This is a genomic window from Streptomyces sp. BF23-19 (genome assembly GCF_041106355.1).
Classification (GTDB): domain Bacteria; phylum Actinomycetota; class Actinomycetes; order Streptomycetales; family Streptomycetaceae; genus Streptomyces; species Streptomyces virginiae_A.
Window position 1 is genome coordinate 37,021 of record NZ_JBGBPT010000045.1, and the last position, 21,750, is coordinate 58,770.

Sequence of the window (21,750 nt, forward strand, 5' to 3'; positions counted from 1 at the left end):
ACGATGTGCTGCTTGCTTGCTTTGGGGAGGGCAATGTGGCGGACACCGCCATGTCGGGTGCCGGAACAACCGGAGGAGACGACCCCCTCCAGCGGGCGATATGGCGGCTGCGCTCGCGCGGCTGTTGGACCGATGCGGCGGCGCTGCTGACGCCGCACATCGGCAAGACCGGCAGTGCCGGGGCCGCCGTGCAACGGACCGCGCTGCTGGTGGAGCGCTGCCTGTTCACCGGGCAGGGCTGGGCCGAGGCCGAGGACGCGCTGCGGATCGCCGAGGCGGTCTCCCAGGACGACGACGACCGGGGCGCGGCCGCGTGCGAACGGGGCCAGCTGGCGTACGCCGCCACCGTGCTCGGCGTACGCGACCGGGCCGACGAGGCCCGCTCCGCGCTGGGCCGGGCCGCGGCCCTGCTGTCCCCGAACTCCCGGACCCGCCCGCTGCTGGACTTCCGGCGGGGACTCGTCGCCGAGCACCTGGCGGACGCGCCGCAGTCGGCCCGGCCCGCCTACCACCGGGCCCACGCGGGGGCGGAGGCGCACGGGGACACCCTGCTGCTGTCCTTCACCTGGCGGCACCTGGCCGCGCTGGCCCTGCGCGACGGGGAGGTGGCCGAGGCCCGCAAGGGCTTCGCCGAGTCCCTGCGCATCCGGGAGGACCTGGGCTTCCTGATCGGCACGGCCCCGGCGCTGGCGGCGCTGGCCGAGGCCGAACCGGAACCGGAGGCCACGCGGCTGCGCGCCGAGGCCCGCCGTCTGTTCCATCTGCTGGGCGGCATCCCCACCTGGCTGGCGGACCAGCTCCACCCGACCACCTCGCCTGCGGCGTAGCTTCCGGTACCCGCACGGCGCTCCGCGCCCGCGCCTCGAATGCCGGCGGGGCCAAAAGTGCGCGGCGCAGCCGAATCCAGCCTCACCGGCGGCCGATCCGGCCCCACCGGTGTTCGAGGCACGGGGTCCGGGGCGGTGCCCCGGTCAGGCCGGGGAGCCCGCGAAGTGTTCGCGGACCAGGGACTCCACCACCGGGAGGTCCCGCGCGATCAGCGCCTCCAGCAGCGCCGAGTGCTCCGCCGCGTCGGCGACGAGATCGGCCCGCCGGACCCGTGGAGCGCCCGGCAGGGGCCACTGGGCCCGGCGGTGGAGTTCCTCCGCCACCTGCACCAGCTGGTCGTTGCCGGCCAGTCGCAGCACCGCCCGATGGAAGTCCCGGTCCGCCTCCGCGTACCCCGGCAGGTCACCGGCCGCCGCTGCCTCGGCCGGGGCCGCGGCGCCCGGACGCAGGGCCTCCCAGTCGGCCGCGGGCACCGTGCGGGCCAGCCGGAGCATGACGGGGACTTCGAGCAGCGCCCGTACCTCGGCCAGCTCGGCGCATTCCCTCGGGGTGCGCGAGAGCACGCGGAAGCCCCTGTTCGGGAGGCATTCCACCGCCCCCTCCACGGCCAGCTGCTGCATCGCCTCGCGCACCGGGGTCGCGGAGACCCCGAACCGCTCCCCCAGGGCCGGGCCCGAGTAGATCTCCCCGGGCACCAGCTCTCCGTCGATCAGGGCCGCGCGCAGCGCGTCGAGCACCTGACCGCGCACCGAATGGCGCAACACCTTCTGCCTTTGTGCGGGTACCCGGGCGTGGGCCGTTTCGTGCACGCGGTCCTCCTCCGGGTCTCGACCTGCCCTTGAGAATAAGTGACGGGACCCGCCGGGAGGGGGTGCGGATCGATCCGAATCAGGTAAGGTAAGGCTAACCTGTTAATGATCGTGTGATTCTGTGATTCGGTGGCCCGTCATGACCGTCACGACCTTTCCGGCTGTCACATCCGCCCCGCCCGGCTCTGCGGTGACGGATGCGTTCGCCAGGCTGGCCGAGGCGTACAGCGGGCTGCGGGTGATCGAGCGAACCGCTGACGAACCCCTCCCTCGCGGTGCGGGATGGGTCGGCGCGGACGAGCTCGCCGCCGGCGGGCCGGCCCTGGACGCCTTCCTCGCCTGGGACAACGCCCAGGTCCTGAGGGACTACGGGACCCAGGCCCGGCCCGATGTGATCGCGGGCTTCGGGCTGCACCGGTACGCGTGGCCGGCCTGCCTGTTGATCACCCTCCCGTGGTTCCTGCACCGGCGGGTCCCGCGGTTCCCGGTCACCGAGGTGGCCTTCCACCGGACCCTCGGCCGGCTCAGCGTGCGCGTCGGGGAATTCGCCTGCCTGCCGGACGATCCGGCGGCCGCACTCCCGGGGGCCCGTGTCGTGCCCGACGAGGAGGCGCTGCGCGAGGAGGTGCGGGCTGCGGTGGCCCAGCACCTCGGACCGCTGCTGGAAGGTTTCGGCCCGCGCATGCGGCGTGGCCGCCGCGCCCTGTGGGGCATGGTGACCGACGAGGTCGTCGAGAGCCTCTGGTACATCGGCAACCTGCTCGGCGAGGAGCAGCGCGCCATGGCCGAGCTGGAGGCGCTGCTGCCCGGCTCGACGGCCCCGTACACCGGGGGCGCGGGCTTCCGTACGCTCACCGGACCCGAGGGCGAGGAGCTGCCCACCCGGGACCGGGCCGGCTGCTGCTTCTTCTACACCATCCGCCCCGAGGACACCTGTGTCACCTGTCCCCGGACCTGTGACGCCGACCGCGTCGCCCGCCTCGCGGCGACCGCCGCCTGAACCCACCCCGTACGACTGACCGCAATCGAACACAACTCAGCTCGTACGGGCTTCAGTTCGAGTCACAACACCCTATCCGGCGGGCCCCGCCCCCCGATGGCGTCCACTTGCCCCGAAACCCGCGTGCACGGCTCACCGGCTACGCCACTATGGCGCCCGGAAAGCCGCACAGCCGCATAGCCGCATACGCGAGGCAAGGGACATCCGCATGAGACTGACCGACATATCGCTGGACTGGCTGCTGCCCGGCAGCCTGCTGATCCTGGGCGTACTTGCGGCAGTTGCGGTACTGGCCCGTGGCAAGCGCGAGAGCGAGAAGGCCGCGGCCGACGACAGCTGGGAGCGCAGCGAGGAACGGCGGCGGCGCAAGGAAGCCGTCTACGGGACCGCTTCGTACGTTCTGTTGTTCTGCTGCGCGGCGGTCGCCGCCGCGCTCTCCTTCCACGGACTGGTCGGATTCGGCCGGCAGAACCTCAACCTCTCCGGAGGCTGGGAGTACCTGGTCCCCTTCGGCCTCGACGGCGCGGCGATGTTCTGCTCGGTGCTCGCCGTACGCGAGGCCAGCCACGGCGACGCGGCCCTCGGCTCGCGCATGCTCGTCTGGCTGTTCGCGGGCGCGGCCGCCTGGTTCAACTGGGTGCACGCCCCGCGGGGCATGGGCCACGACGGGGCCCCGCAGTTCTTCGCGGGGATGTCGCTCTCGGCGGCCGTCCTCTTCGACCGCGCCCTCAAGCAGACCCGCCGGGCGGCGCTGCGCGAACAGGGCCTGATCCCGAGGCCGTTGCCCCAGATCCGGATGGTCCGCTGGCTGCGGGCCCCCCGGGAGACCTTCGGCGCCTGGTCGCTCATGCTGCTGGAGGGGGTGCGCACCCTCGACGAGGCCGTGGACGAGGTGCGCGAGGACAAGAAGGAGCGGGAGCAGGACCGGCACCGCAGGCGCGATCAGAACCGGCTGGACCGGGCGCGCATCAAGGCGCTGGGCCGGCAGAACCGGGCGTTCGGGCGGTCGCGCGGCCGCCAGGTCGAGCTCCCGGAACTGACGCAGGGAGCGGGCTCCGCGCCGGTCGGCGCGGAGCCGGCCATACCGGAAACAGGACAACTGCCCCTACGCCGCCGGCCCTCCCTGCAAGCCGTCAACCGAACCGAATCCACTGACGTGACCGGCACCCGGACGGTGGACCTCACCGCCGAGGACGACACCCAGACCATTCCCCGGCTGGACTCGCTGGAGCGCAAACTGAAGGACCTGGAGCAGCAGTTCGGCTGACCCGGTCCGTGACATACGGGAAACCCCGTGGGGCCCGCCTGATCAGGCGGGCCCTGCGTCATGCCGTGCGTCATGCCGTGCGTCGAGCTCGAACCACACCACCTTGCCGCTGCCCAGGGCGAGCGCGTCCACACCCCAGTCGTCGGCGAGCGCCTGCACCAGCACGAGTCCCCGGCCGTGCGTACCGTCGTCGGCGGTCGGTACGTACGGCCGGGGACGGCGTGCGGCGTAGTCCCGGACCTCCACCCGTAAGCGGGTGGCGGCGAGACTCGCGTGCACCTCGGCGCCCCGGTCGGTATGGACGAGCGCGTTGGTGACGAGCTCGGTGATCAACAGTTCGGCCACCTCGGCGGCCTCGGTCCGGCACCGGTGGCGCATCAGCTCCCTCAAGGCCCGCCGGACTTCGCCGATCGCCTTCAGATCGGCCCGGCGTACGCTCTGGGTGATCCGCAGCGTGTCCACCGCTTCCCCGTCCCCGTCGGCGGACGGCTCACGCGGCACCGGCCTCCCTCTCCCCCACAGCTTCCCGTTCTTCGCCCCCACCCGCACGGCGATGTCCCTCCCGTGTCCACGCTCTCGAACAGGTCTACGGGATGCATGCCCCCCGGGCGGTTCCGCACTCCTGCGGGCTTACGGGCGGGGCACGTTGCGGAGGTTGGATCGAGCCATCCGGATCATGCGGCCCCCTTCGCCGCCCACACGATCTTGCTGGCGGACCGTACGCATCCGGTCGCCGTCCCGACCCTTTTCTTCGGCGGAATCGACAGGGCCGCCGGGTCCGTCACCACGCCCCCCGGAGCATGCCCCGGGTGCCGGAAAACGGGCCTCGAAGCGCCTGTGAGCTGCTCGGGCTTCGCCACCCGGACCCCGCACGCGCCCGCCGCCCGCGCGAGCGCCGCGAGGCCCGGGTCCGGGTGCGTCGTCCCGTGGGCGGGCAGGCCGGAAACCGACATCTCCAACTCGACGATCCCTAGGGCTGAGTTGATGAAGAGGACCACTTTGACGGGCAGGTGGTACTGCACCAGGGCGAGGAAATCTCCCCTCGGCATCGAGAAACCACCGTCGCCCGACATCGACACCACTTGACGGTCCGGCCGGTGAAGGGTGCGCCGACGGCCTGCGGAGGGCCGTTCGCCCTGGAGCCGTGGCCCGAGCAGCCGAGGATGCGCCGTTCGCCGTTCGGGAAAGATAGCGCGCCGCCCACACATTGCACATGCCGATGCCGACGGTGAACACGGCGCGCTCGCCGCCCGGCACTCCCGACAGGACTCACCCGAATGGAGTAATCCAGCGCGCCACCCAGATGGATGAAGATCAAGCTGGTGAGTGCCCCAACCGAGGCAATCCGTGAAAGGGAAACCACATGCGCATTCGACGAACTTTCGCCGCCGTCATCGCCACGGCAGCCCTCGCCGGACTCGGCCTCACTGGCGCTGTCACCGCGTCCGCCGCCCCTACCACCCCCACCATCGCCGTCACCGAAAACCCCACCCCTGGTGAGTGCATCGACGGCGGCGGAAAGGTCGGGGCGAACAACATCTGCGAGGGCGGAACGCGCAACGGGGAGTTGGTCGACTGAATCCCACGGTGCGCCCCGCGGCCACGCGCCGCGGGGCGCACCGGCGCGAGCATGCCGCATCGCCGAGACACCGGGGCCACGGGTGCGCCGGTTACGCCTCCCAGACCGCGGCGGCCGTGCGGTCGTCGGCGTACCCCTTGAGGCGGAGCTGGGTGTCCGCGAGGAAGGCCGCGAGCCCCGGCGGCTCCTGCGCGGCCCAGCGCGCGGCGAGCTCCGCCGGGAGGGCGGCCTCCTCCCGCATCGGTTCCGCCAGGCCCCCGGAGCACAGCAGCAGGGTGTCCCCCGGCCGGGCCACGGCGGCCCGGAAGCGGAAACCGCCCTCGGCACCCTCGGTGTCCTCGGCCGACCCGTCGGATTCCAGGTCCTGCCACTGCCCCGAGCGGAGCCGGAACAGCCCGCCCGCGCCGGCGCCGAAGCACACCCGGGTGCGGCACCGCGGGTCCACCGGGAGCAGCAGCCCGCGCAGCCCGGCGGTGTACGCCGACTCCGCGAGCCCGAGCTCGGCGGCGCGGGCCCGCAGTCGCCCGTAGCCCCGGTCGGTGAGGCGCTGGAGGCCCGACCGCAGGGCGTCGCGGTGCCCGGCGCGGATGTCCTCGGCCAGCCTGTCCTGGCTGCGCCCGACGGCGGACGCGACCGTGCGGCACAGTTCGGCGGCGGCCTCGGCGGCGCCGGGGGCGGCCCGGTCCCCGCCCGCGAGGGCCACCAGGATCAACGCGTCGTCGCCGCTGCCGAAGCGGGCGGTGAGCAGGAAGTCGCGGCGGGCCTCGCCGCGGTAGCGGGCCGAGTCCCCGCGCAGGGAGGCGGCGCGCAGCGTGTAGGTGCCGTAGCGGGCCCCCTCCAGGACGGTGTCCGGGGTCAGCCCGTCGAGGGCGGCCGGGTCGGCGGGCGGGAGGGCTCCCGGTTCGGGGGCGTACGTGGGGGCGCGGTCGCCCAGGTGGGAGACCGCGGGCCGGACGGCCTCCGACCCGGCCACCTCCGACCCGGCCACCTCCGACCCGGCCACCTCCGGTCCGGCCGCCACCGGCTCGGGCCCCCGCTCGGGCCCCCTTTCGGGCCCGGCTTCGGGCTCGGGCCCCCGCTCGGGCTCGGCGACGGGCCCCTGCCGCGGTGCCGGATCGAACCAGGCCTCCGGGCTGGGCGCCTCCGGGTGCCGCACCGGCAGCTCGGGCCCGCGCACCGGTGGTACGTCCACGCCCCCGAGCGCGTACCCGGTGGCGTCGCCCGCCCGGGGATCACGCGGCGGCGGGAGGCTGGGCAGGGTCGGGGTGGGCACCGGGTCCCCCTGCCGGGGGCCGGGCAGCAGCGGCTCCGGGGCGCGCGGAGGTTCCGGCGGGCCCGGGTCGGGTGCGAGGTCCGGTGCCGGGCCTGTGGCAGGGGCCGTGGCCGACGCCACCGCCGGCGCCGTAACCGGTGCCGGGTCCGTCGTCACCCCCGCCGCCGAACGGAACCGGTTGTCCAGGGTGTCCCCCGGGTCGGGTTCCGCTCCCGCGTCCGGGCCCTCGTAGAGCTTCTGCCACCAGTCGTCCGCGCCCTGCTGACTCATGGCTTCATTCTCGGCCCCCCATGGGGGCGGAAAACGCCGAATGCGGGAAAAGGGTCCACCGGACCACGGTCCGGTGAACCCCTCCCGTTCAAGCCGTACGGATCAGCGCACGTCGTACGCGCGCACGACCGTCTGGGTGACCGTGGCACCCTTCGCGTCGGTCAGTTCGACCTTCAGCGACACGGGCTTGCCGGAGGCTCCGGCGTGGTCGACGACCGCGCTCCACCGGCCCCCGCGCTCGCTCACCTTCGCCTGCGTCCAGTTCTCGCCGTCGTAGGAGTACGACAGCTTGGCCGACCTCAGCGCACCGGGCGTGTAGCCCGCGTGGCCGGTGACACCGAGCCCGATGCTCAGACCGTTCGCCGCCGCGACCGTCTTCGTCCCGTCCAGCGGGGCCGTGTACCGCGGGAAGAGGATCCCGAGCCCCTGCGAGTACGCCGACGCGTCGAGCTTCGAGGTGAAGCCCCACGTGGTCCGCACCGCGGTGGAGCGCTGCCAGACGCGGGCGGGCGGGCCGATCTTCTCGATGGACTGGGTCAGTTCGTAGCGGCCCTCCTCGGCGGGCACCTCGAAGACCCCGAAGGGGTACCAGCTCTCCCCGACGACCTCCCCGCCCCGCTTGAGCTCCAGTGACCCGATGTCGCCGAAGGAGCCCGGCTGGGCGGCGTGGGCGCTGTCGCCCCACATGGCGGGGGCGAAGCCGATCAGGTTGCCCTGCCGCTCGGCGGCCAGGGTCTCCCGGCCCGCCACGTCGCGCGGCGCCACCGGGCCGGTGACCCCGTCGTACCAGGTGGCGATGGTCCGCTGCCCCTTGGTGTAGGTGCGCTGCTCGCCGATCATGAACTCGCCCCAGGGGAAGCTGCTGGAGAGCAGCTGGTCCCAGGCGGTGTCCCCGGCGGAGTGGTACTCGGTGCGCGTGCCCGGTGCCGCGACGGTCTCGATGCCGCCGAAGTACACGGCGGTGCCGATCGGCCGGTAGGCGCCGGCCAGATCGATGAAGTCGGCCGCCACGCCCATGGAGTTGTAGGTGGATTCGGTCCGTCCGAGGTCGCGGTCGCGCACCCGGTAGGTGTGGCCGCCCTTGACCTCGCCCTTCTCGGGGAGGGCGAGGGAGTAGACGTACGGGCTGTTCGCCTCGGCCTTCCAGGACAGGGTGACCTTGCCGGTCGCGAGCCGGGCCCGCAGCGCCTTCGCCTCGGCAGCATCGATGGTCAGCGCGGGCAGCGCGCCTCCCGCGTAGCCGGTGAATCCGGTCCAGCGGCCGGGAGTGTCCCGGTGGGCGAGGACCGACTTGGCGCCGGCGTCCCGTGCGTTCTGCGCGACCTCGGAGAGCGAGCCGTCGACGGCCTTCACGAGGACGACCGCGTCCTTCGCGCCCGCCGCGGCGAGTTCCTCGGGGGTGCCGGAGCCGGCGTCGACCAGCGGCGCGCGGCCGGTTCCGTCGAGGTTGTCGCTGCCGGTGGACGCGGTGATCGGGTGCAGGACCGGACCGCCGACGACCTTCAGCTCGGAGACGAGCGGCGCGGCCGCCCGCCAGTAGGAGGCGAACTCGAACTCGCCGTCCTTCGCGCGGCCTTCGACGGAGGCGTAGAAGCCGCGGATGGTGCGGCCGCCCATGGCGGTGCCCGCGTGCAGCCACACGTCGTCCCAACTACGGGCGAATCCCAGGGTGGTGTTGCGGGCCTCGATCGGCCGGTCGGCGGCGATGTCCAGGCGCCCGGCCTTACGGGCGTCCAGGACGACGGTGGTGTCCTTCTTCAACTCGACCTGGGGGCGGCCGAGATAGGTGAGGGAGTCGATCAGTTCGGCGCCCTCGCCCGCATCAGGGGTGGCGACGAAGGCGGAGAGGAAGTACGCGCCGGGGCGCACCCGGTAGACCTGGTCGGTGGCGCCCTCGTTGAAGCGGCGCTCGCCGGTGGCGTCGTCGGTGCCGATCACGTCCAGCGAGGAGGGTCCGGCGGCCGGCTTGCCCGCTCGGTCGACGAGCTTGACGCGCAGGGTCACCGTCTCGGGCTCGACGTAGAGCGAGAAGGGGGTGGAGACCCGTACGCCGTTCGCGGTGGCGACGACGCGGCCGGTGACGTCCCCGTACTGGGAGCGCTCCAGCTTCGCCGCCGGGTCGAGGGCGAGCGGAACCCTGGTGGTGGCACCGGCCGGGACGGTGACCGTACGCCGCTCCAGGCGGGCCACTTGGGCGCGGACGGGCGAGCCGTCGTTGCCGGTGACCTTCTCGACGGCCAGGTTCAGGGTGACGGGGGTCTTGCCGGTGTTGGTGTACGGGACCTCGACGGTGGTGCGGTCGCTGCGGTCCTGCGGCCAGTTGTACGTGCCGCCCTGGACGGCGGGCGCACCGGTCACGGTGGCGTCGAGGGCGGCCTTCACGTCGAGGCGGCCGCCGCCGGTCTCCCGTACGTCCCCGGGGACTTCGGTGGCGGCCGAGCCGACGAGGGCGGCCTTGATCTGCTGCGCGCTCCAGTCGGGGTGGCGCTGCTTGACGATGGCCGCGGCGCCCGCGACGTGCGGGGTGGCCATCGAGGTGCCGGACATCGACCGGTACGCGTACACCCCGCGGCCGCCCGCGGCGGCGGCGGAGATCCCGACGCCGGGGGCGGCGATCTCGGGCTTGAGGGTGTGCTGGAGTCCGGCCGGGCCGCGGCTGGAGAAGGTGGCCGTGGTGTCGTCGCGGTCGACAGCGCCCACGGTCAGGACGGAGGCGGCGCAACCGGGCGAGGAGACCGTGTTGTCGCCGGGGCCGGAGTTGCCGGCCGCGATGACGAACAGCGGGCCCTGCTGGGAGAGCCGTTCGGCGGCGGCGGCGAGCGGGTCGTCGCAGGCGGTCTGCGAGGGGTCGCCCAGGCTCATGGAGACCACGTCGGCCTTGGCTCGGACGGCCCACTCCATGCCCGCGATGATCCACGAGTCGAGTCCGTAGCCCCCGTCGTTCAGGACCTTGCCGCTGAGCAGTTCGGCGCCGGGGGCCACGCCCTTCTTGGCTCCGCCGCTCTCGGCGCCGGAGCCACCGACGGTGGAGATGGTGTGGGTGCCGTGCCCCTGCCGGTCCGCGTCGGTGTCGGAGTCGGTGAAGTTCTTCGAGGCGGTGACCCGGCCCCTGAGGTCGGGGTGGTCCAGGTCGGTGCCGGTGTCGAGGACGGCGACCTTGGTGCCCTTGCCGTCGTACCCGGCGGCCCAGGCGGCGGTGGCGGCGACCTGCCGGGTGGAACGCTCCAGGTTCGCCCGGACCTTGCCGTCCAGCCACAGCTTCTTCAGTCCGCCCGCCACGGAGCGCGCGCGGGCGTCCGTACCCGTGACGTCGGACCAGAAGGCCGCGGCCTGCTCCTTGTCGGCGGCGAGGGCGACGGCGCCGATGGAGCCGAGGACGAGGGAGCGGTCGGCGCCGCGGGGCGTGGGCGGGGCGCTGCGCGCCACGTTCACGGATCCGTCGTAGACCGCGATGAGCGGAAGCTTCTTGGTGTGCGCGTCGTCGTAGCCCTGCCGGACGAGGCCGGTGACGTTGAAGAGCTCGGGGTCGACCGTGCCGGCGGCGAGGGCCCCCACCGCGCCTTCGGGGTAGACGTACAGGTCCTTGCCCGACTGCCGGGTCTGTACGAGCGGTTGCGACCCGTCCGTGCGGGGCATCGCGGTGGCCGCGGTGCGGCCGGCCGCGTCGGTGGACACCAGGATCCGGTCGCCGGTGACCAAGGTCACCGTGACCGGGGCGGTGGGCTGCTTTCCGGCGGCCTCGCTTCCGACGAGCGGTCTCTTCCCCGCTCCGGGCGCTCCGTCGGCCGGCTGTGCCGCCGTCGGGCCGACGGCGGTGACGGCCAGGACGGCCGCGGTGGCCGCCCCGAGTGCCGTACGCGATATCGGACGCATCGCTCTCCCCAGGTGAATTCCGGCCAACTGCTGCGTTGCACGACGAAAGCGCCGCGTAAATGGCTTCTGGCCGGCGGATGTTGGTGCTGCGGTGGCGTCACCTTGGCAGAGTGGCGGCAGGTGCGGCGATGATGTCCGCGGCGGGTTTGCGCCGTGGCCGCTTCCCGCCAGGCGCGTGTCGAAAGGTGGGTGGACGGGTTGCTGGGTGCCATAGGCCTGGACGAGGGCCAGGAGTCGGCGTACCGCGCGTTGGTGGCGCTGGGTGCCGCGGAGGTACCCGACCTCGCGCACCGGCTGACGCTGCCGGTGCCGCACACCGAACGGGCCCTGCGCCACCTGGAGCGGCAGGGTCTGGCGGCGCAGTCCTCGGCCCGGCCCGGGCGCTGGGTGGCGGCCCCGCCCGGCGTGGCCCTCGGGGCGCTGCTGACCCAGCAGCGGCACGAGCTGGAGCAGGCGGAGCGGGCGGCGGCGCTGCTGGCCGAGGAGTACCGGGCGGAGGCGACCGAGCCCGCGGTGCACGACCTCGTGGAGGTGGTGCAGGGCGCGAGCGCGGTGGCACACCGCTTCCACCAGATCCAGCTGGGCGCGGAGAAGGAGGTCTGCGCGCTGGTCACCGGTCGGCCGCAGGTGGTGACGGGGACGGACAACGAGGCGGAGGACCGGGCGTCGGTCCGCGGGGTCGACTACCGGGTGGTCATCGAGCGGGAGGTACTGACCCTGCCGAGCGGGATCCGGGAGGCGTCGACGGCGCTGGCGCGCGGCGAGCGGGTCCGGGTGACGGAGCGGGTCCCGACGAAACTGGTGATCGCGGACGGGACCCTGGCCATGGTCCCGCTGACGGCCCGCGGGGCGGAGCCGGCGGCGCTGGTGGTGCACGCCCCGGGGCTGCTGGAATCCCTGACGGGCCTGTTCGAGGCGGTGTGGCGGGAGTCGCTGCCGCTACGGCTGGGGGCGGCCGGTTCGGCGGAGGAGGCCGGCGGCAGCCCCGACGCCACGGACCTGGAGATCCTCTCGCTGCTCCTGGCGGGCATGACGGACGCGAGCGTGGCCAAACACCTGGAGCTGGGACTGCGGACGGTGCAGCGCCGGGTCAAGGGCCTGATGGAGCTGTCCGGTGTGACGACCCGACTGCAGCTGGGCTGGCACGCGTACGAGCGGGGCTGGGTGGCCCGATAGCCCCAGGTCGGTCAGGCTGAGCGCATGGATCTGCCTCAGCTGCTGCTGGTGGGGCTGGTGCTGCTGCTCGGGGTGGTCGGAGTACTGATCCCGGGTGTGCCGGGCACCTGGCTGGTGTGGGCGGGGCTGCTGTGGTGGGCGCTGCACGTGCGCTCGACGCTCGCCTGGTCGCTGCTGGTCGCGGCGACGGCCCTGCTGCTGGTGGTCCAGGTGGTGAAGTGGCTGCTGCCGCCCCGGCATGTGCGGGGGCTGGGCATCACGACACGGATGGTGGTGTTCGCGGGGGCCGGGGCACTGCTGGGCTTCGTACTGGTTCCGGTGGTGGGGGCGGTACCGGGCTTCGTGGGCGGCATCTACCTGTGCGAGCGGCTCCGCCTGGGCACCCGCGGCGAGGCCTGGGCGTCGGTGCGGGCGGTGATGCGGGCGGTGGGGACGAGCGTGCTGGTGGAGCTGCTCGCGTGCCTGATGGTGGTGGGGGCGTGGGTCGGGGCGGTGGTGGCGGAATAGACACCCGTCGGCCGGTGGACAAAGTGGACGCCGGCCTGCACGGGAGGTTCCGGGGTGCGCCCCGCACGATCGGGGGTTACGCTCTCAGCCCCTGACTCGATCAGTCGTGGAGCCGCCATGGGTACGTCCGTTCCGGACGAGCCGGCCTGCCCCGCCCCGCAGCCGGCGCCGGACGCCGGCGAGCCGGCCTGCCTTCTGCACCTCGTCTGCGACGCGTGCGGAGGCCTGGCCACCGAACACGACGCCGAGTGCTGCACCCGATGCGGCACCCCACGCGCCGACGGGAACCCGCTGGACCCGTAGCCCGTGGCGCCGACCGGGACGGGCCGTCGTACGCGCCGAGCACGCTCACGGCCGCCGACCGCATGATGACGAGCTGACGGGGCCCGATGGCCTAGGTCCGCAGCCCGATGCGGGGATCGGAAGGGGCTGCGAGGGTGGGCGGTATGACGGACTTCAAGGGTTTCAGCGAGGCCGAACTGGCGTATCTGCGTTCCCAGCACCTGGGCCGGCTGGCCACGGTGGACGCGGCCGGGCAGCCGCAGGCGAACCCGGTGGGGTTCTTCCCGCAGGAGGACGGGACGATCCTGGTGGGCGGGATGGCGATGGGCACGACCAAGAAGTGGCGCAACCTGCACGGGAACCCCCGGCTGTCCTTGGTCGTGGACGACCTGGTGAGCACCCGGCCGTGGCGGGTGCGCGGCATCGAGATCCGGGGGCGCGCCACGCTGGAGACGGGCCCGCACGAGCTCGGCCCCCATTTCAGCCCGGAGGTGATCCGGATCCATCCGGAACGCGTCCACGCGTGGGGGCTCTGACCCTCCCGGGAGCGCGCTCCGCCGGTGTGCGGGGTCGGGGTCCGGACTCGGCCGGCACCCCGCCCCGCGGTCGGGCCTCAGACCCGGCCGCCACGCTTCGCGGCGTGGTTGGCCCGGCCCTCCGCCGACTTCAGGCGCCAGTCGCGGCGGATCTCCGACCGCAGCCGGGCGTCCGTCTTGGCGACGATCCGCTGGTTCTCCCGCAGGAGCTTGCGGTAGCTCTCCAGGCGACGGTCCGCGAGCTCGCCGGAGTCCAGCGCGGCCAACACCGCGCACCCCGGCTCCGCCTCGTGCGCGCAGTCGTGGAAGCGGCAGTTCTCGGCGTACTCCTCGATCTCCGAGAAGACCTGGCCGACCCCGGTCTCGGCGTCCCACAGCCCGACGCCGCGCAGTCCGGGCGTGTCGATCAGGACGCCGCCACCGGGCAGGGCGAGCAGGTTGCGCGTGGTGGTCGTGTGCCGGCCCTTGCCGTCGACCTCGCGGGCCGCCTGCACCTCCATGACCTCGGCGCCGAGCAGCGCGTTGGCCAGGGTGGACTTGCCGGCGCCCGAGATGCCCAGCAGCACGCTGGTGCCGTCGCCGACGATCGCGGCCAGCACGTCCGTGCCCTCCCCCGTGACGGAGGAGACGGTCAGTACCTGGACGCCCGGAGCGGTGGCCTCCACGTCCTGGACCAGGTGGCCGAGCGTCGCCGCGTCCGGCACCAGGTCGGCCTTGGTGAGGACGACCAGCGGCTGCGCCCCCGACTCCCAGGCCAGGGCCAGGAAGCGCTCGATGCGTCCGAGGTCCAGCTCGACGGCGAGGGAGACCGCGATGATGGCGTGGTCGACGTTGGCGGCGAGGATCTGCCCCTCGGACCGCTGCGAGGAGGTGGACCGTACGAAGGCGGTCCGGCGCGGCAGGTACGCCTTCACGTAGCGGGGGTTGCCGGTCGCCTCGACGGCGGCCCAGTCCCCGGTGCAGATGACCCGGAGCGGGTCGTGCGGGGTGACGAAGGCGGTGTCGGCGCGGACGATGCCGTCCGCGGTCATGACATCGCACTGGCCGCGGTCGACGCGTACGACGCGGCCGGGCAGAAGACCCTGCTCGGCGTACGGGGCGAACTCGGCGTCCCACGCGTCGTCCCAGCCGAGGGCGGCGAGGGCGTGCGGGAGCGAGGTGTGCGAAATGGACGGGAAAGCGGAGAAAGACAAGGGAAACCCTTCACAGGGTGGCCCCGGCCGCGGGCGCTCGCTCGGTGGCGGCGCGCGAAGAGGTGTGAGGTCAGCCGGAGACCACGGAAGTGACATTGATGGTCTTCTGAGTGCGGGCAGCGCCCTGCGCGATGACAGTCATCAACGAACTCACCTCCGGGTCCATGCACATGCTGATCGTTTCCTCGCCGGTCGGCGGGAACTGATCCACCGTAACAAGACCGCTCCCGCCGGGGCCACTTCTTTTTCCGGGCCTCTTTTCCGGGCCCTTTTCCGGGCCTATGTGTCCGGGGTCGCGGAGTCGCCCGTGCCGGGGTCCGCCCAGGGCCCGTCGGGGTACGCCGCCTGGGCGCGGCCGACGCCCGCCTCGATGTCCAGGCTGTGGGGCGACGCGGGGTCCCGCAGGGCGTCCGGCACGTCGCAGCGGCCGGCTCCGGCCTCGCAGCGGACCTTGAAGCGGGTGGCCGCGGGCACGGTGAGGGCCAGCCGGCCGGAGCCGACGCGGGCCGTGATCCCGTCGGGCGGGGTGACGAAGGTGGCGACGGCCCGGCCCGAGCCGACCCGGATCTCGGCCTGGTCCGAGGCGAGTCCGGTGGCGTGCAGATGTCCCGAGCCGACCTTCGCGCGCAGGGCGCCGCGCAGCCCGACGATCTCGACCTGGCCGGAGCCGACCTCCGCGTCGACGGTGCCGCCCAGTCCGCTGAGCGCGATCCGGCCGGAGCCGGTCGTCACCTTCACGGGGACGTCCACGGGTACGGTCACCGCCAGCTGGACCGAACAGCCCGTCCCGCCGACCGGCCAGAAGTCCTCGCCGGGGCAGTGCGGGGTCAGCCGCAGGGTGTCGCCGAGCCGGCTCTGCTCGATGGTGGGCGTCCTGAGGGACCAGCTGACCGTGGCCCGGTAGCCGACCTGCCGGTCCGCTCGCGGGGTGACGGTGATGTCGGCGTCGCCGCCCACGATCTCCACCGCGGTCACCGGGCGGCCGTCGCTGCCGCCGCGCAGGGTGTCGTTCCGGGTGCTCCCCCAGGACCACACCTGCCAGGTGGCCGGTGCCACCACGAGGACCGCGCTGAGCAGGGTGGCGGTGATCCAGGCCAGGCGCTGCGTGCGGTGGGGACGGTCGGTTCGGGTCACGGCGTGCCGTCCAGGAAGCGCAGGACGGCGAGGACCCGGCGGTGGTCGCCGTCGGCCGGCGGCAGGTCGAGCTTGGCGAAGATGCTGTTGATGTGTTTGGCCACCGCGCTCTCGCTCACGACGAGTTCGGCGGCGATCCCGGCGTTCGAGCGGCCCTCGGCCATCAGGGCCAGCACCTCGCGCTCGCGCGGCGTGAGCCGGCCCAGGGGGTCGGGGCCGCCACCGCGGCGCAGCAGGAGCTGGGCGACGACCTGCGGGTCCAGCGCGGTGCCGCCCGCGGCGACGCGGCGCACGGCGTCGATGAACTCCTCGACATCGGCGACCCGTTGCTTGAGCAGATAGCCGACGCCCGCCCGGGTCTGGGTGGCCAGCAGATCGGCGGCGTAGCGCTCCTCCACGTACTGCGAGAGCAGCAGCACCGCGGTGCCGGGGCTCTCCTGGCGGATCATCAGGGCGGCCCGAACCCCCTCGTCGGTGAAGCCGGGCGGCATCCGCACGTCCACCAGGGCCAGTTCGGGGCGGTGTTCCTCGACGGCGGCGAGCAGACCCTCGGCGTCGCCGGTCTCGGCGACCACCTCGAATCCGGCCATCTCGAGGACTTTGACAAGTCCTATGCGCAGCAGGACGGAGTCCTCGGCGATCACAGCCCGCACGGCAGCTCCACGGTGATGACGGTGGGACCCCCGAGGGGGCTTTCGATCATGATGGTTCCGTCGACGGACCCTACGCGTTTGCGCAGGCCCACCAGGCCGGTACCGCGGGCGGGATCGGCGCCGCCCACCCCGTCGTCGGTGACGGTGATCCGCAGCAGGTCGCCGCCGCGGGCGGAGCCGTCGGGGGCCGGACCGCGTACGACGTGCACCCGACAGCGTTCCGCCCGAGCGTGCTTGGCCACGTTGGCCAGGGTCTCGGAGACCACGAAGTAGGCGACGGCCTCCACGGTGGCCCCGGGCCGCTGCCCGATGTCCACGGTCAGCTCGACGGGGAACGGGGCCCGGGCGGCGACCCCGGAGAGCGCCGCGTCGAGCCCGCGGTCCTCCAGCACGGCCGGATGCAGGCCCCGTACCAGGTTGTTCAGCTCCTCGATGGCCTCCTTCGCCTGCCGGTGCGCCTCGTCGATGACGGCCTTGGCCTCGGCGGGCAGGTCGGTGAGGGTGGCGCGGGCGATGCCGAGGTTCATGGCCAGGGCGACCAGTCGCTGCTGGGCCCCGTCGTGCAGGTCCCGTTCGATCCGGCGGCGTTCGAGGTCGGCGGCGTCCAGCACCCCGGCCCGGCTCTCCGCGAGGTCCTCGACCCGCCGTTCCAGTTCGCGGGCCCGGTTCGGGCCGAGGAGGGCGGCCGCGGCCACCGAGTCCAGCCGGGCGAAGAGGGCGGCGAGCCAGGGCGCGGCGAGCAGCAGCAGGACGCCGCCGACGGTGATGGCGTCGTAGTCGTTGGTCCAGCCGGGAGTTCGGGTATCGGCGGGCAGGATCCAGATCCAGCCGTAGACGCAGGTGGCGGCGGCGCCGAAGGCCCAGGCGAGCACCACCAGCGCGCCGGCGACAGCGGCGAGCGGGCTGACCAGCAGGTGGTAGCCGTACTGCCGCCAGGTCGCCTCGGAGCGTAGCCGCCGCACCAGCGCGAGCGGGGTGAACCGGCCGCCCTCCCGTTCGACCTCGGGCACGTCGAGGCCGAGCAACGTCCGGAACCGGCTGCGTTGGAGCCGGGTCAGGAGCGATCCGAGCAGCAGGATCAGGAGCGGTGGGATCGTGCCGGGCCCGGGCGCCATGACGGTGGCGGTGAGGCCGAGGAGCACGGGCAGGGCGGCCGGGATCGCGGCCGCGGTGAAGGCCGTGTTGCGCCATGCCCATGCCGACCACGGTGCGTGCGCCGTGATCCAGGTGTACGTACGCCTCGGCGCGCCCCCGCGAATTGCCATGCCCATACGGTAATCGCACTGATCAGAGGCCTGCCATCATGCGGGCACCCGCCCGGGGGTGTACCTGGTGCCACCCCCGATCCGGATCGAGGGGCTACTGATCCGACGGGCCCGGCCGACGAGGCTGGTGGTGTGCTCGGGGGACGGACCGCCGGGCCGGAAGGAGACCCTCGTCATGGCCCTCGTCGCCCCGCAGGCCCGTGCCTGGCGCACCTCCCGCACGCCCCGCACCGGTACCCGTGCCCGTACCGTCCGCACGCCCGGCACGGCCACCGTACTCACCGGCGCCGGACTGGTGTTGCTGCCCTGGGTGGTGGTGCTCGCGAAGACGATGCCGCAGACCGCCGAGGTCTCCAACTGGTCCACGGCGTGGATCGGCCTGGACCTGATGCTGGCCGCCGGGCTGACCGGGACCGGGGTGCTGTTGCGCCGGCGAGATCCCCGGGCGTCCCCGGTCGCCGCGGCGACGGCCGCGCTGCTCGTGATGGACGCCTGGTTCGACGTCACGACCTCGGCCGGGACCGGCGGTCAGGGGATGGCGCTGCTGCTGGCGGCGGGCGCGGAGCTGCCGTTGGCGGTCGCCTGCGCGGTGGTGGCGTCGCGCCGCCCGCGTTGACGCCGGACAACCGGGCGTGTCACCAGTCGAGTTCGGGCCCGCCCACGGCAGGGGCGGCCCGCCCTTTCCGGGCCGGGACACGACCCGACCCGGCGCAGCGCGGTGCCGTGCGGCCCGGCGGGACACGATCCGGCGCGTGTCCGATTCGTTCAAGACGGGCGCCCGGTGCCCGCCTAGCCTGCTGCCATGACTCCTCGATTCGACCTGATCGGCATGGTGGTCTCCGACATGGCCGCCTCGCTCGCCTTCTACCGCCGCCTCGGGCTGGACATCCCGGCCGAGGCCGACGGCCTGCCGCACGTGGAGGCCGTCCTGCCCGGGGGCCTGCGGATCGCGTGGGACACGGAGGACACCATCCGTTCCTTCGACCCGTCGTGGACCCCGCCCACCGGCGACGGCCGCCGGGACCTGGCCTTCCTGTGCGACTCCCCCGCCGAGGTGGACGCGCTCTACGCCGAACTGACCGCCGCCGGGCACACCGGGCACCTGAAGCCCTGGGACGCCTTCTGGGGCCAGCGCTACGCCGTCGTGCTCGATCCGGACGGCGGCGGCGTCTCGCTGTTCGCCCCGTCGGCTCCGGCGACATAGGCCCGCAGGGTCGTCCCGGCCAGCGCCCGCACCTCACGGGAGAGATGCGCCTGGTCGGCGTACCCCACGACACAGGCGACCTCGGCGAACGGCAGGCCCGCGCGGGCCAGGGCCAGGGCGCGGCGCAGCCGCAGGATGCGGCCGAGCGTCCGGGGCCCGTATCCGAAGGCGTCGAGCGAGCGTCGGTGCAGCTGCCGCTCGCCGAGTCCGACGGCGCGGGCGATCGCGGCCACCGCCTCCCCCGCGCGCAGCCGCGCCGCGACCTCGGCGACCAGCGGGTCGGGTGCGCCGGTCGCGGCGGCGCGGGTGCGGGCCAGCGCCTCGAGGCCCGCGCGGGCGTCCCCGTACCCGTCGACGTACCCCTCGACCAGCCCGGACGCCCGGCGCACCGCGCCGGCCGGCCACAGGTCGGCCAGCTCGACCCGCCGGTCCCGTAGCGCGTGCGCTGGCACGCCGATCAGCGCGGGCGCGGTGCCGGGCGCGAGCCGGATCCCCGCGAAGGCGCCACCGGGGACCTCCCCGGCCGGATGCGGCCCGGTGTCGGGGCCGGCCACCAGCAGCCGTCCGTCGGCCCACAGCAGGTCCATGCAGCCGTCGGGCAGCACCACGGCGCCGGTGCGGGCGGCGGCGCGCCACAGCACGGCGCCGGGGACGGCCGCGGACCGCGCTTCCTCGTACACCACTCCAGGTTAAGGACCGGGCGTCTCTTTCGGATCAGGCCCGGCGCGCCTCGGTGGGGCGGGAGGGCGTCGGTGGAGGATCGGGGGGCGGCGGACGCGGCCGATGCGGGCCGCGTCCGCCGCGCCCCTCGGATCCGCCGTATCCGCCGTATCCGCCACACCCACCGCAGCCCCTTTCCCGCCCCGTGAAGAGGTCCGGACGTGAATCTCCCCGACGACGACCCGGCGCGGCCCGACGGCGTGGCCGGCGGACGCTACGGCGAGGCGGTGTTCCGGCCCGAGCTGCCGGGCGAGGACGACCGCATCGACCTCGGCGCGCTCGCCTACGACGACTTCACCCTGGCCCGGCTGCGCGCGCTGGGCGCCGGGCCGGGCTGGCGCTGCCTGGACGTGGGCGCGGGAACGGGCACGGTCGCCCGGCTCCTCCTGGACCGGGCCGGGGTCTCGGAGGTCGTCGCCGTCGACCGGGACACGACCTTCCTCGCGGCGCACCCGACGCCCGGGCTCACCCCGCTGGAGGCGGACATCACGGCCCTGGACTTCGGTCCGGGACGGTTCCGGCTGGTGCACGCCCGGTTCGTGCTGATGCACCTGCGGAACTGGCCGCGGATGATCGGCAAGCTCGCCTCCCTGGTCGCCCCGGGCGGTGTCCTGGTCCTCGGCGACGCGGTCGACCTGACCACCCCGGCCGCGCCGACGACCACGTACGGCCGGGTGATGCGGGCCATGTGGCAGGGGCTGGGGGACAGCCTGGGCACCGACGTCTCCTGGGTGCCGGAGTATCCCGCGCACCTGCGGGAGGCCGGCCTGCTGTCCGTGGGGGCCGAGATCCTCGTGCCGCCACTGCTGCCCGGCAGCCCCATCAGCCGGTTCTGGGCCGGTACCTGGGAGCGCGCGCGGGAGGCGATGACGGCCACCGGGCTGGTCGACGACGCGACGATCGACGCGGCGATCCGCTACCTGGACTCGCCGGACTGCGCCGCGCTCTCCCCCGGCCTGCTCACCGCCTGGGGTGTGAAGGCCCCGGAATGACATCGGGCGGGCCGGGCGGGCCGGGACGGCCGGGCGGATCGGGCACCCCGGCCGTCCCTCAGTGCTTGCGCAGCCGGGAGTGGTAGTCCTCGGGCGGCAGGAACTTCGACCACCGCTCCGGGAACTCCGAGGGCATCCCGTCGTCCTCGTCGTCCTCCGACTCGCCCTCCGCCATCGCCCGCCAGGCGGCGGCCCGCGCGATCAGCTGGGCGGCCTCCTCCTCGCGGGCCCGCTCGTTCGCCTCGCGCGCCGCCGCCGTGGCCACGGAGGGCCAGACGCGGTCGATCGCGGCGTTGACGGCGGCCCCGACCAGCACCGCGAAGGCCGAGATGCCGATCCACAGCAGTACGGCCACGGGCGCGGCCAGTGATCCGTAGATCGTCGGCCCCTCCACCGTGTTGGTGAGGTAGATCCTCAGCAGGAACGAGCCCAGCACCCACATGGCGAGGGCCACCAGCGCCCCGGGCACGTCCTCGATCCACGGGGAGCGCACGGGCACGGACACGTGGTAGAGCGTGGTGAGGAAGGCGATGGACAGCAGGGTCACGGTCGGCCAGTACAGGACCGCGATCACTTCCGTGCCCCAGGGCACCAGCCGTACCACCGCGTCGGGCCCCACCACCATCAGCGGCAGCACGATCGCGCCGATCAGCAGGGCGATGATGTACAGCAGGAAGGCCAGCAGCCGGGTCTTGACGATGCCGCGCTGGCCGTCGAGCCCGTACATCACGGTGATGGTGTCGATGAAGACGTTGACGGCGCGCGATCCCGACCACAGGGCGAAGGCGAAACCGAGCGAGATCAGGTCGGGCCGGCCACTGCGGGTGACGTCGTCCAGGAGGGGTCTGGCGATGTCGTTGACGCCCCGGTCGGACAGGACCGTGCCGACCGCCGCCAGGATGTTCTCCTCGATGCTTTCGACCGTGCGGGTGTCCGTCCAGCCGTCCACGTAGCCGAGCAGACCCAGCAGGCCGAGGAAGAGCGGGGGCAGCGAGAGCAGCGTGAAGAACGCCGCCTCGGCCGCGAGCCCGAGGATCCGGTACTCGATGCACGAGTTGACGGTGTCCTTCAGCAGCAGCCAGCCCATCTTCCGCATCGAGACGTTGCGGTAGAGGGCGCGGGCCCGGTGGAGCCGTCCTGGGGTCCGCTCGGGTGTTTCTTTTGCTGGCTGCACGTCCTTACGGTATCC

General features: G+C 73.7%; 22 protein-coding genes and 1 pseudogene. 11 read left to right on the plus strand and 12 right to left on the minus strand.

All coding sequences use genetic code 11. The features are described from left to right. Positions 1-35 precede the first annotated feature (35 nt). The gene (locus AB8A24_RS24385) at positions 36-827 is read left to right on the plus strand and encodes a hypothetical protein (RefSeq protein WP_266377914.1); all 792 of its coding nucleotides are present in this window, start codon (positions 36-38) and stop codon (positions 825-827) included. Between the two features lie 144 nt (positions 828-971). On the opposite strand, the gene AB8A24_RS24390 is transcribed toward AB8A24_RS24385, so the two are convergent. Next, the gene (locus AB8A24_RS24390; protein WP_369477665.1) at positions 972-1,637 is read right to left on the minus strand and encodes a GntR family transcriptional regulator; all 666 of its coding nucleotides are present in this window, start codon (positions 1,635-1,637) and stop codon (positions 972-974) included. A 139-nt stretch (positions 1,638-1,776) separates the two neighbouring features. Here AB8A24_RS24390 and AB8A24_RS24395 point away from each other — a divergent pair, with 139 nt between their 5' ends. Then, a complete protein-coding gene (locus AB8A24_RS24395; RefSeq protein WP_328961082.1) occupies positions 1,777-2,637 on the plus strand; it encodes a (2Fe-2S)-binding protein in 861 nt (286 codons plus the stop codon). Between the two features lie 208 nt (positions 2,638-2,845). After that, positions 2,846-3,904, plus strand: a complete 1,059-nt coding sequence (locus AB8A24_RS24400; RefSeq protein WP_030715134.1) for a DUF2637 domain-containing protein — start codon at positions 2,846-2,848, stop codon at positions 3,902-3,904. Between the two features lie 42 nt (positions 3,905-3,946). Here the strand turns inward: AB8A24_RS24400 and AB8A24_RS24405 are convergent, their stop codons facing one another. Both AB8A24_RS24405 and AB8A24_RS24410 read right to left on the minus strand, forming a co-directional pair. Beyond that, entirely contained in the window at positions 3,947-4,405 is a 459-nt protein-coding gene (locus tag AB8A24_RS24405) for an ATP-binding protein (protein ID WP_328961083.1), read from the minus strand. A 129-nt stretch (positions 4,406-4,534) separates the two neighbouring features. After that, positions 4,535-5,149: pseudogene (locus AB8A24_RS24410) on the minus strand (thiamine pyrophosphate-dependent enzyme); the annotation flags it as partial. A 118-nt stretch (positions 5,150-5,267) separates the two neighbouring features. On the opposite strand from AB8A24_RS24410, the gene AB8A24_RS24415 reads away from it, so the two are divergent. Then, positions 5,268-5,483: a hypothetical protein gene (locus AB8A24_RS24415; RefSeq protein WP_266377925.1), complete on the plus strand. Its 216-nt coding sequence runs from the start codon at positions 5,268-5,270 to the stop codon at positions 5,481-5,483. Positions 5,484-5,574: 91 nt separating this feature from the next. Here the strand turns inward: AB8A24_RS24415 and AB8A24_RS24420 are convergent, their stop codons facing one another. Then, the gene (locus AB8A24_RS24420) at positions 5,575-7,026 is read right to left on the minus strand and encodes a protein phosphatase 2C domain-containing protein (protein ID WP_369477666.1); all 1,452 of its coding nucleotides are present in this window, start codon (positions 7,024-7,026) and stop codon (positions 5,575-5,577) included. Positions 7,027-7,128: 102 nt separating this feature from the next. Beyond that, positions 7,129-10,899, minus strand: coding sequence for a S8 family serine peptidase (locus AB8A24_RS24425; RefSeq protein WP_369477667.1), 3,771 nt, complete (start codon positions 10,897-10,899; stop codon positions 7,129-7,131). Positions 10,900-11,097: 198 nt separating this feature from the next. Here AB8A24_RS24425 and AB8A24_RS24430 point away from each other — a divergent pair, with 198 nt between their 5' ends. From AB8A24_RS24430 to AB8A24_RS24445, 4 genes are all read left to right on the plus strand, one after another. After that, on the plus strand, positions 11,098-12,075 hold the full coding sequence (locus AB8A24_RS24430; protein ID WP_328961086.1) for a helix-turn-helix domain-containing protein: 978 nt from the start codon (positions 11,098-11,100) through the stop codon (positions 12,073-12,075). Positions 12,076-12,099: 24 nt separating this feature from the next. Next, complete coding sequence (locus AB8A24_RS24435) at positions 12,100-12,582, plus strand: DUF456 domain-containing protein (protein ID WP_328961087.1); 483 nt, start codon at positions 12,100-12,102, stop codon at positions 12,580-12,582. A gap of 117 nt (positions 12,583-12,699) precedes the next feature. Next, positions 12,700-12,885, plus strand: coding sequence for a hypothetical protein (locus AB8A24_RS24440; protein ID WP_328961088.1), 186 nt, complete (start codon positions 12,700-12,702; stop codon positions 12,883-12,885). Between the two features lie 143 nt (positions 12,886-13,028). Then, positions 13,029-13,400 (plus strand): PPOX class F420-dependent oxidoreductase, encoded by a 372-nt coding sequence (locus AB8A24_RS24445; protein ID WP_033217969.1) that lies wholly within the window; start codon positions 13,029-13,031, stop codon positions 13,398-13,400. Positions 13,401-13,477: 77 nt separating this feature from the next. Here AB8A24_RS24445 and rsgA read toward each other — a convergent pair whose 3' ends face one another. The 5 genes from rsgA to AB8A24_RS24470 all read right to left on the minus strand — a co-directional run bounded on the left by rsgA (position 13,478) and on the right by AB8A24_RS24470 (position 17,645). After that, complete coding sequence (gene rsgA / locus AB8A24_RS24450; RefSeq protein WP_328965815.1) at positions 13,478-14,569, minus strand: ribosome small subunit-dependent GTPase A; 1,092 nt, start codon at positions 14,567-14,569, stop codon at positions 13,478-13,480. Positions 14,570-14,663: 94 nt separating this feature from the next. Continuing rightward, a complete protein-coding gene (locus tag AB8A24_RS24455) occupies positions 14,664-14,804 on the minus strand; it encodes a hypothetical protein (protein ID WP_328961089.1) in 141 nt (46 codons plus the stop codon). Between the two features lie 68 nt (positions 14,805-14,872). Beyond that, the gene (locus AB8A24_RS24460) at positions 14,873-15,727 is read right to left on the minus strand and encodes a hypothetical protein (RefSeq protein ID WP_328961090.1); all 855 of its coding nucleotides are present in this window, start codon (positions 15,725-15,727) and stop codon (positions 14,873-14,875) included. Beyond that, complete coding sequence (locus AB8A24_RS24465) at positions 15,724-16,380, minus strand: response regulator transcription factor (protein ID WP_328961091.1); 657 nt, start codon at positions 16,378-16,380, stop codon at positions 15,724-15,726. The genes AB8A24_RS24460 and AB8A24_RS24465 overlap by 4 nt, the downstream gene beginning before the upstream one ends. Next, the gene (locus AB8A24_RS24470) at positions 16,368-17,645 is read right to left on the minus strand and encodes a histidine kinase (RefSeq protein WP_328961092.1); all 1,278 of its coding nucleotides are present in this window, start codon (positions 17,643-17,645) and stop codon (positions 16,368-16,370) included. The genes AB8A24_RS24465 and AB8A24_RS24470 overlap by 13 nt, the downstream gene beginning before the upstream one ends. Before the next feature lie 175 nt (positions 17,646-17,820). Here AB8A24_RS24470 and AB8A24_RS24475 point away from each other — a divergent pair, with 175 nt between their 5' ends. Together AB8A24_RS24475 and AB8A24_RS24480 are read left to right on the plus strand one after the other, a co-directional pair. Further along, positions 17,821-18,261: an LPXTG cell wall anchor domain-containing protein gene (locus AB8A24_RS24475; RefSeq protein ID WP_369477668.1), complete on the plus strand. Its 441-nt coding sequence runs from the start codon at positions 17,821-17,823 to the stop codon at positions 18,259-18,261. 186 nt (positions 18,262-18,447) lie between these two features. After that, on the plus strand, positions 18,448-18,849 hold the full coding sequence (locus AB8A24_RS24480; RefSeq protein ID WP_328961094.1) for a VOC family protein: 402 nt from the start codon (positions 18,448-18,450) through the stop codon (positions 18,847-18,849). On the opposite strand, the gene AB8A24_RS24485 is transcribed toward AB8A24_RS24480, so the two are convergent. Continuing rightward, positions 18,780-19,529: a helix-turn-helix domain-containing protein gene (locus AB8A24_RS24485; protein ID WP_369477669.1), complete on the minus strand. Its 750-nt coding sequence runs from the start codon at positions 19,527-19,529 to the stop codon at positions 18,780-18,782. The genes AB8A24_RS24480 and AB8A24_RS24485 overlap by 70 nt on opposite strands. 201 nt (positions 19,530-19,730) lie before the next feature. Here AB8A24_RS24485 and AB8A24_RS24490 point away from each other — a divergent pair, with 201 nt between their 5' ends. Further along, complete coding sequence (locus AB8A24_RS24490) at positions 19,731-20,561, plus strand: class I SAM-dependent methyltransferase (protein ID WP_369477670.1); 831 nt, start codon at positions 19,731-19,733, stop codon at positions 20,559-20,561. Between the two features lie 58 nt (positions 20,562-20,619). Here AB8A24_RS24490 and AB8A24_RS24495 read toward each other — a convergent pair whose 3' ends face one another. Then, entirely contained in the window at positions 20,620-21,735 is a 1,116-nt protein-coding gene (locus AB8A24_RS24495; protein ID WP_328961097.1) for a YihY/virulence factor BrkB family protein, read from the minus strand. Positions 21,736-21,750: the final 15 nt, after the last annotated feature.

Bases quoted from the DNA above. Each gene is read 5' to 3' on its own strand.
- AB8A24_RS24395 (WP_328961082.1), top strand. From the start codon at position 1,777: ATGACCGTCACGACCTTTCCGGCTGTCACATCCGCCCCGCCCGGCTCT.
- AB8A24_RS24400 (WP_030715134.1), top strand. From the start codon at position 2,846: ATGAGACTGACCGACATATCGCTGGACTGGCTGCTGCCCGGCAGCCTG.
- AB8A24_RS24415 (WP_266377925.1), top strand. From the start codon at position 5,268: ATGCGCATTCGACGAACTTTCGCCGCCGTCATCGCCACGGCAGCCCTC.
- AB8A24_RS24420 (WP_369477666.1), bottom strand. From the start codon at position 7,026: ATGAGTCAGCAGGGCGCGGACGACTGGTGGCAGAAGCTCTACGAGGGC.
- AB8A24_RS24425 (WP_369477667.1), bottom strand. From the start codon at position 10,899: ATGCGTCCGATATCGCGTACGGCACTCGGGGCGGCCACCGCGGCCGTC.
- AB8A24_RS24435 (WP_328961087.1), top strand. From the start codon at position 12,100: ATGGATCTGCCTCAGCTGCTGCTGGTGGGGCTGGTGCTGCTGCTCGGG.
- AB8A24_RS24440 (WP_328961088.1), top strand. From the start codon at position 12,700: ATGGGTACGTCCGTTCCGGACGAGCCGGCCTGCCCCGCCCCGCAGCCG.
- AB8A24_RS24445 (WP_033217969.1), top strand. From the start codon at position 13,029: ATGACGGACTTCAAGGGTTTCAGCGAGGCCGAACTGGCGTATCTGCGT.
- AB8A24_RS24470 (WP_328961092.1), bottom strand. From the start codon at position 17,645: ATGGCAATTCGCGGGGGCGCGCCGAGGCGTACGTACACCTGGATCACG.
- AB8A24_RS24475 (WP_369477668.1), top strand. From the start codon at position 17,821: ATGGCCCTCGTCGCCCCGCAGGCCCGTGCCTGGCGCACCTCCCGCACG.
- AB8A24_RS24480 (WP_328961094.1), top strand. From the start codon at position 18,448: ATGACTCCTCGATTCGACCTGATCGGCATGGTGGTCTCCGACATGGCC.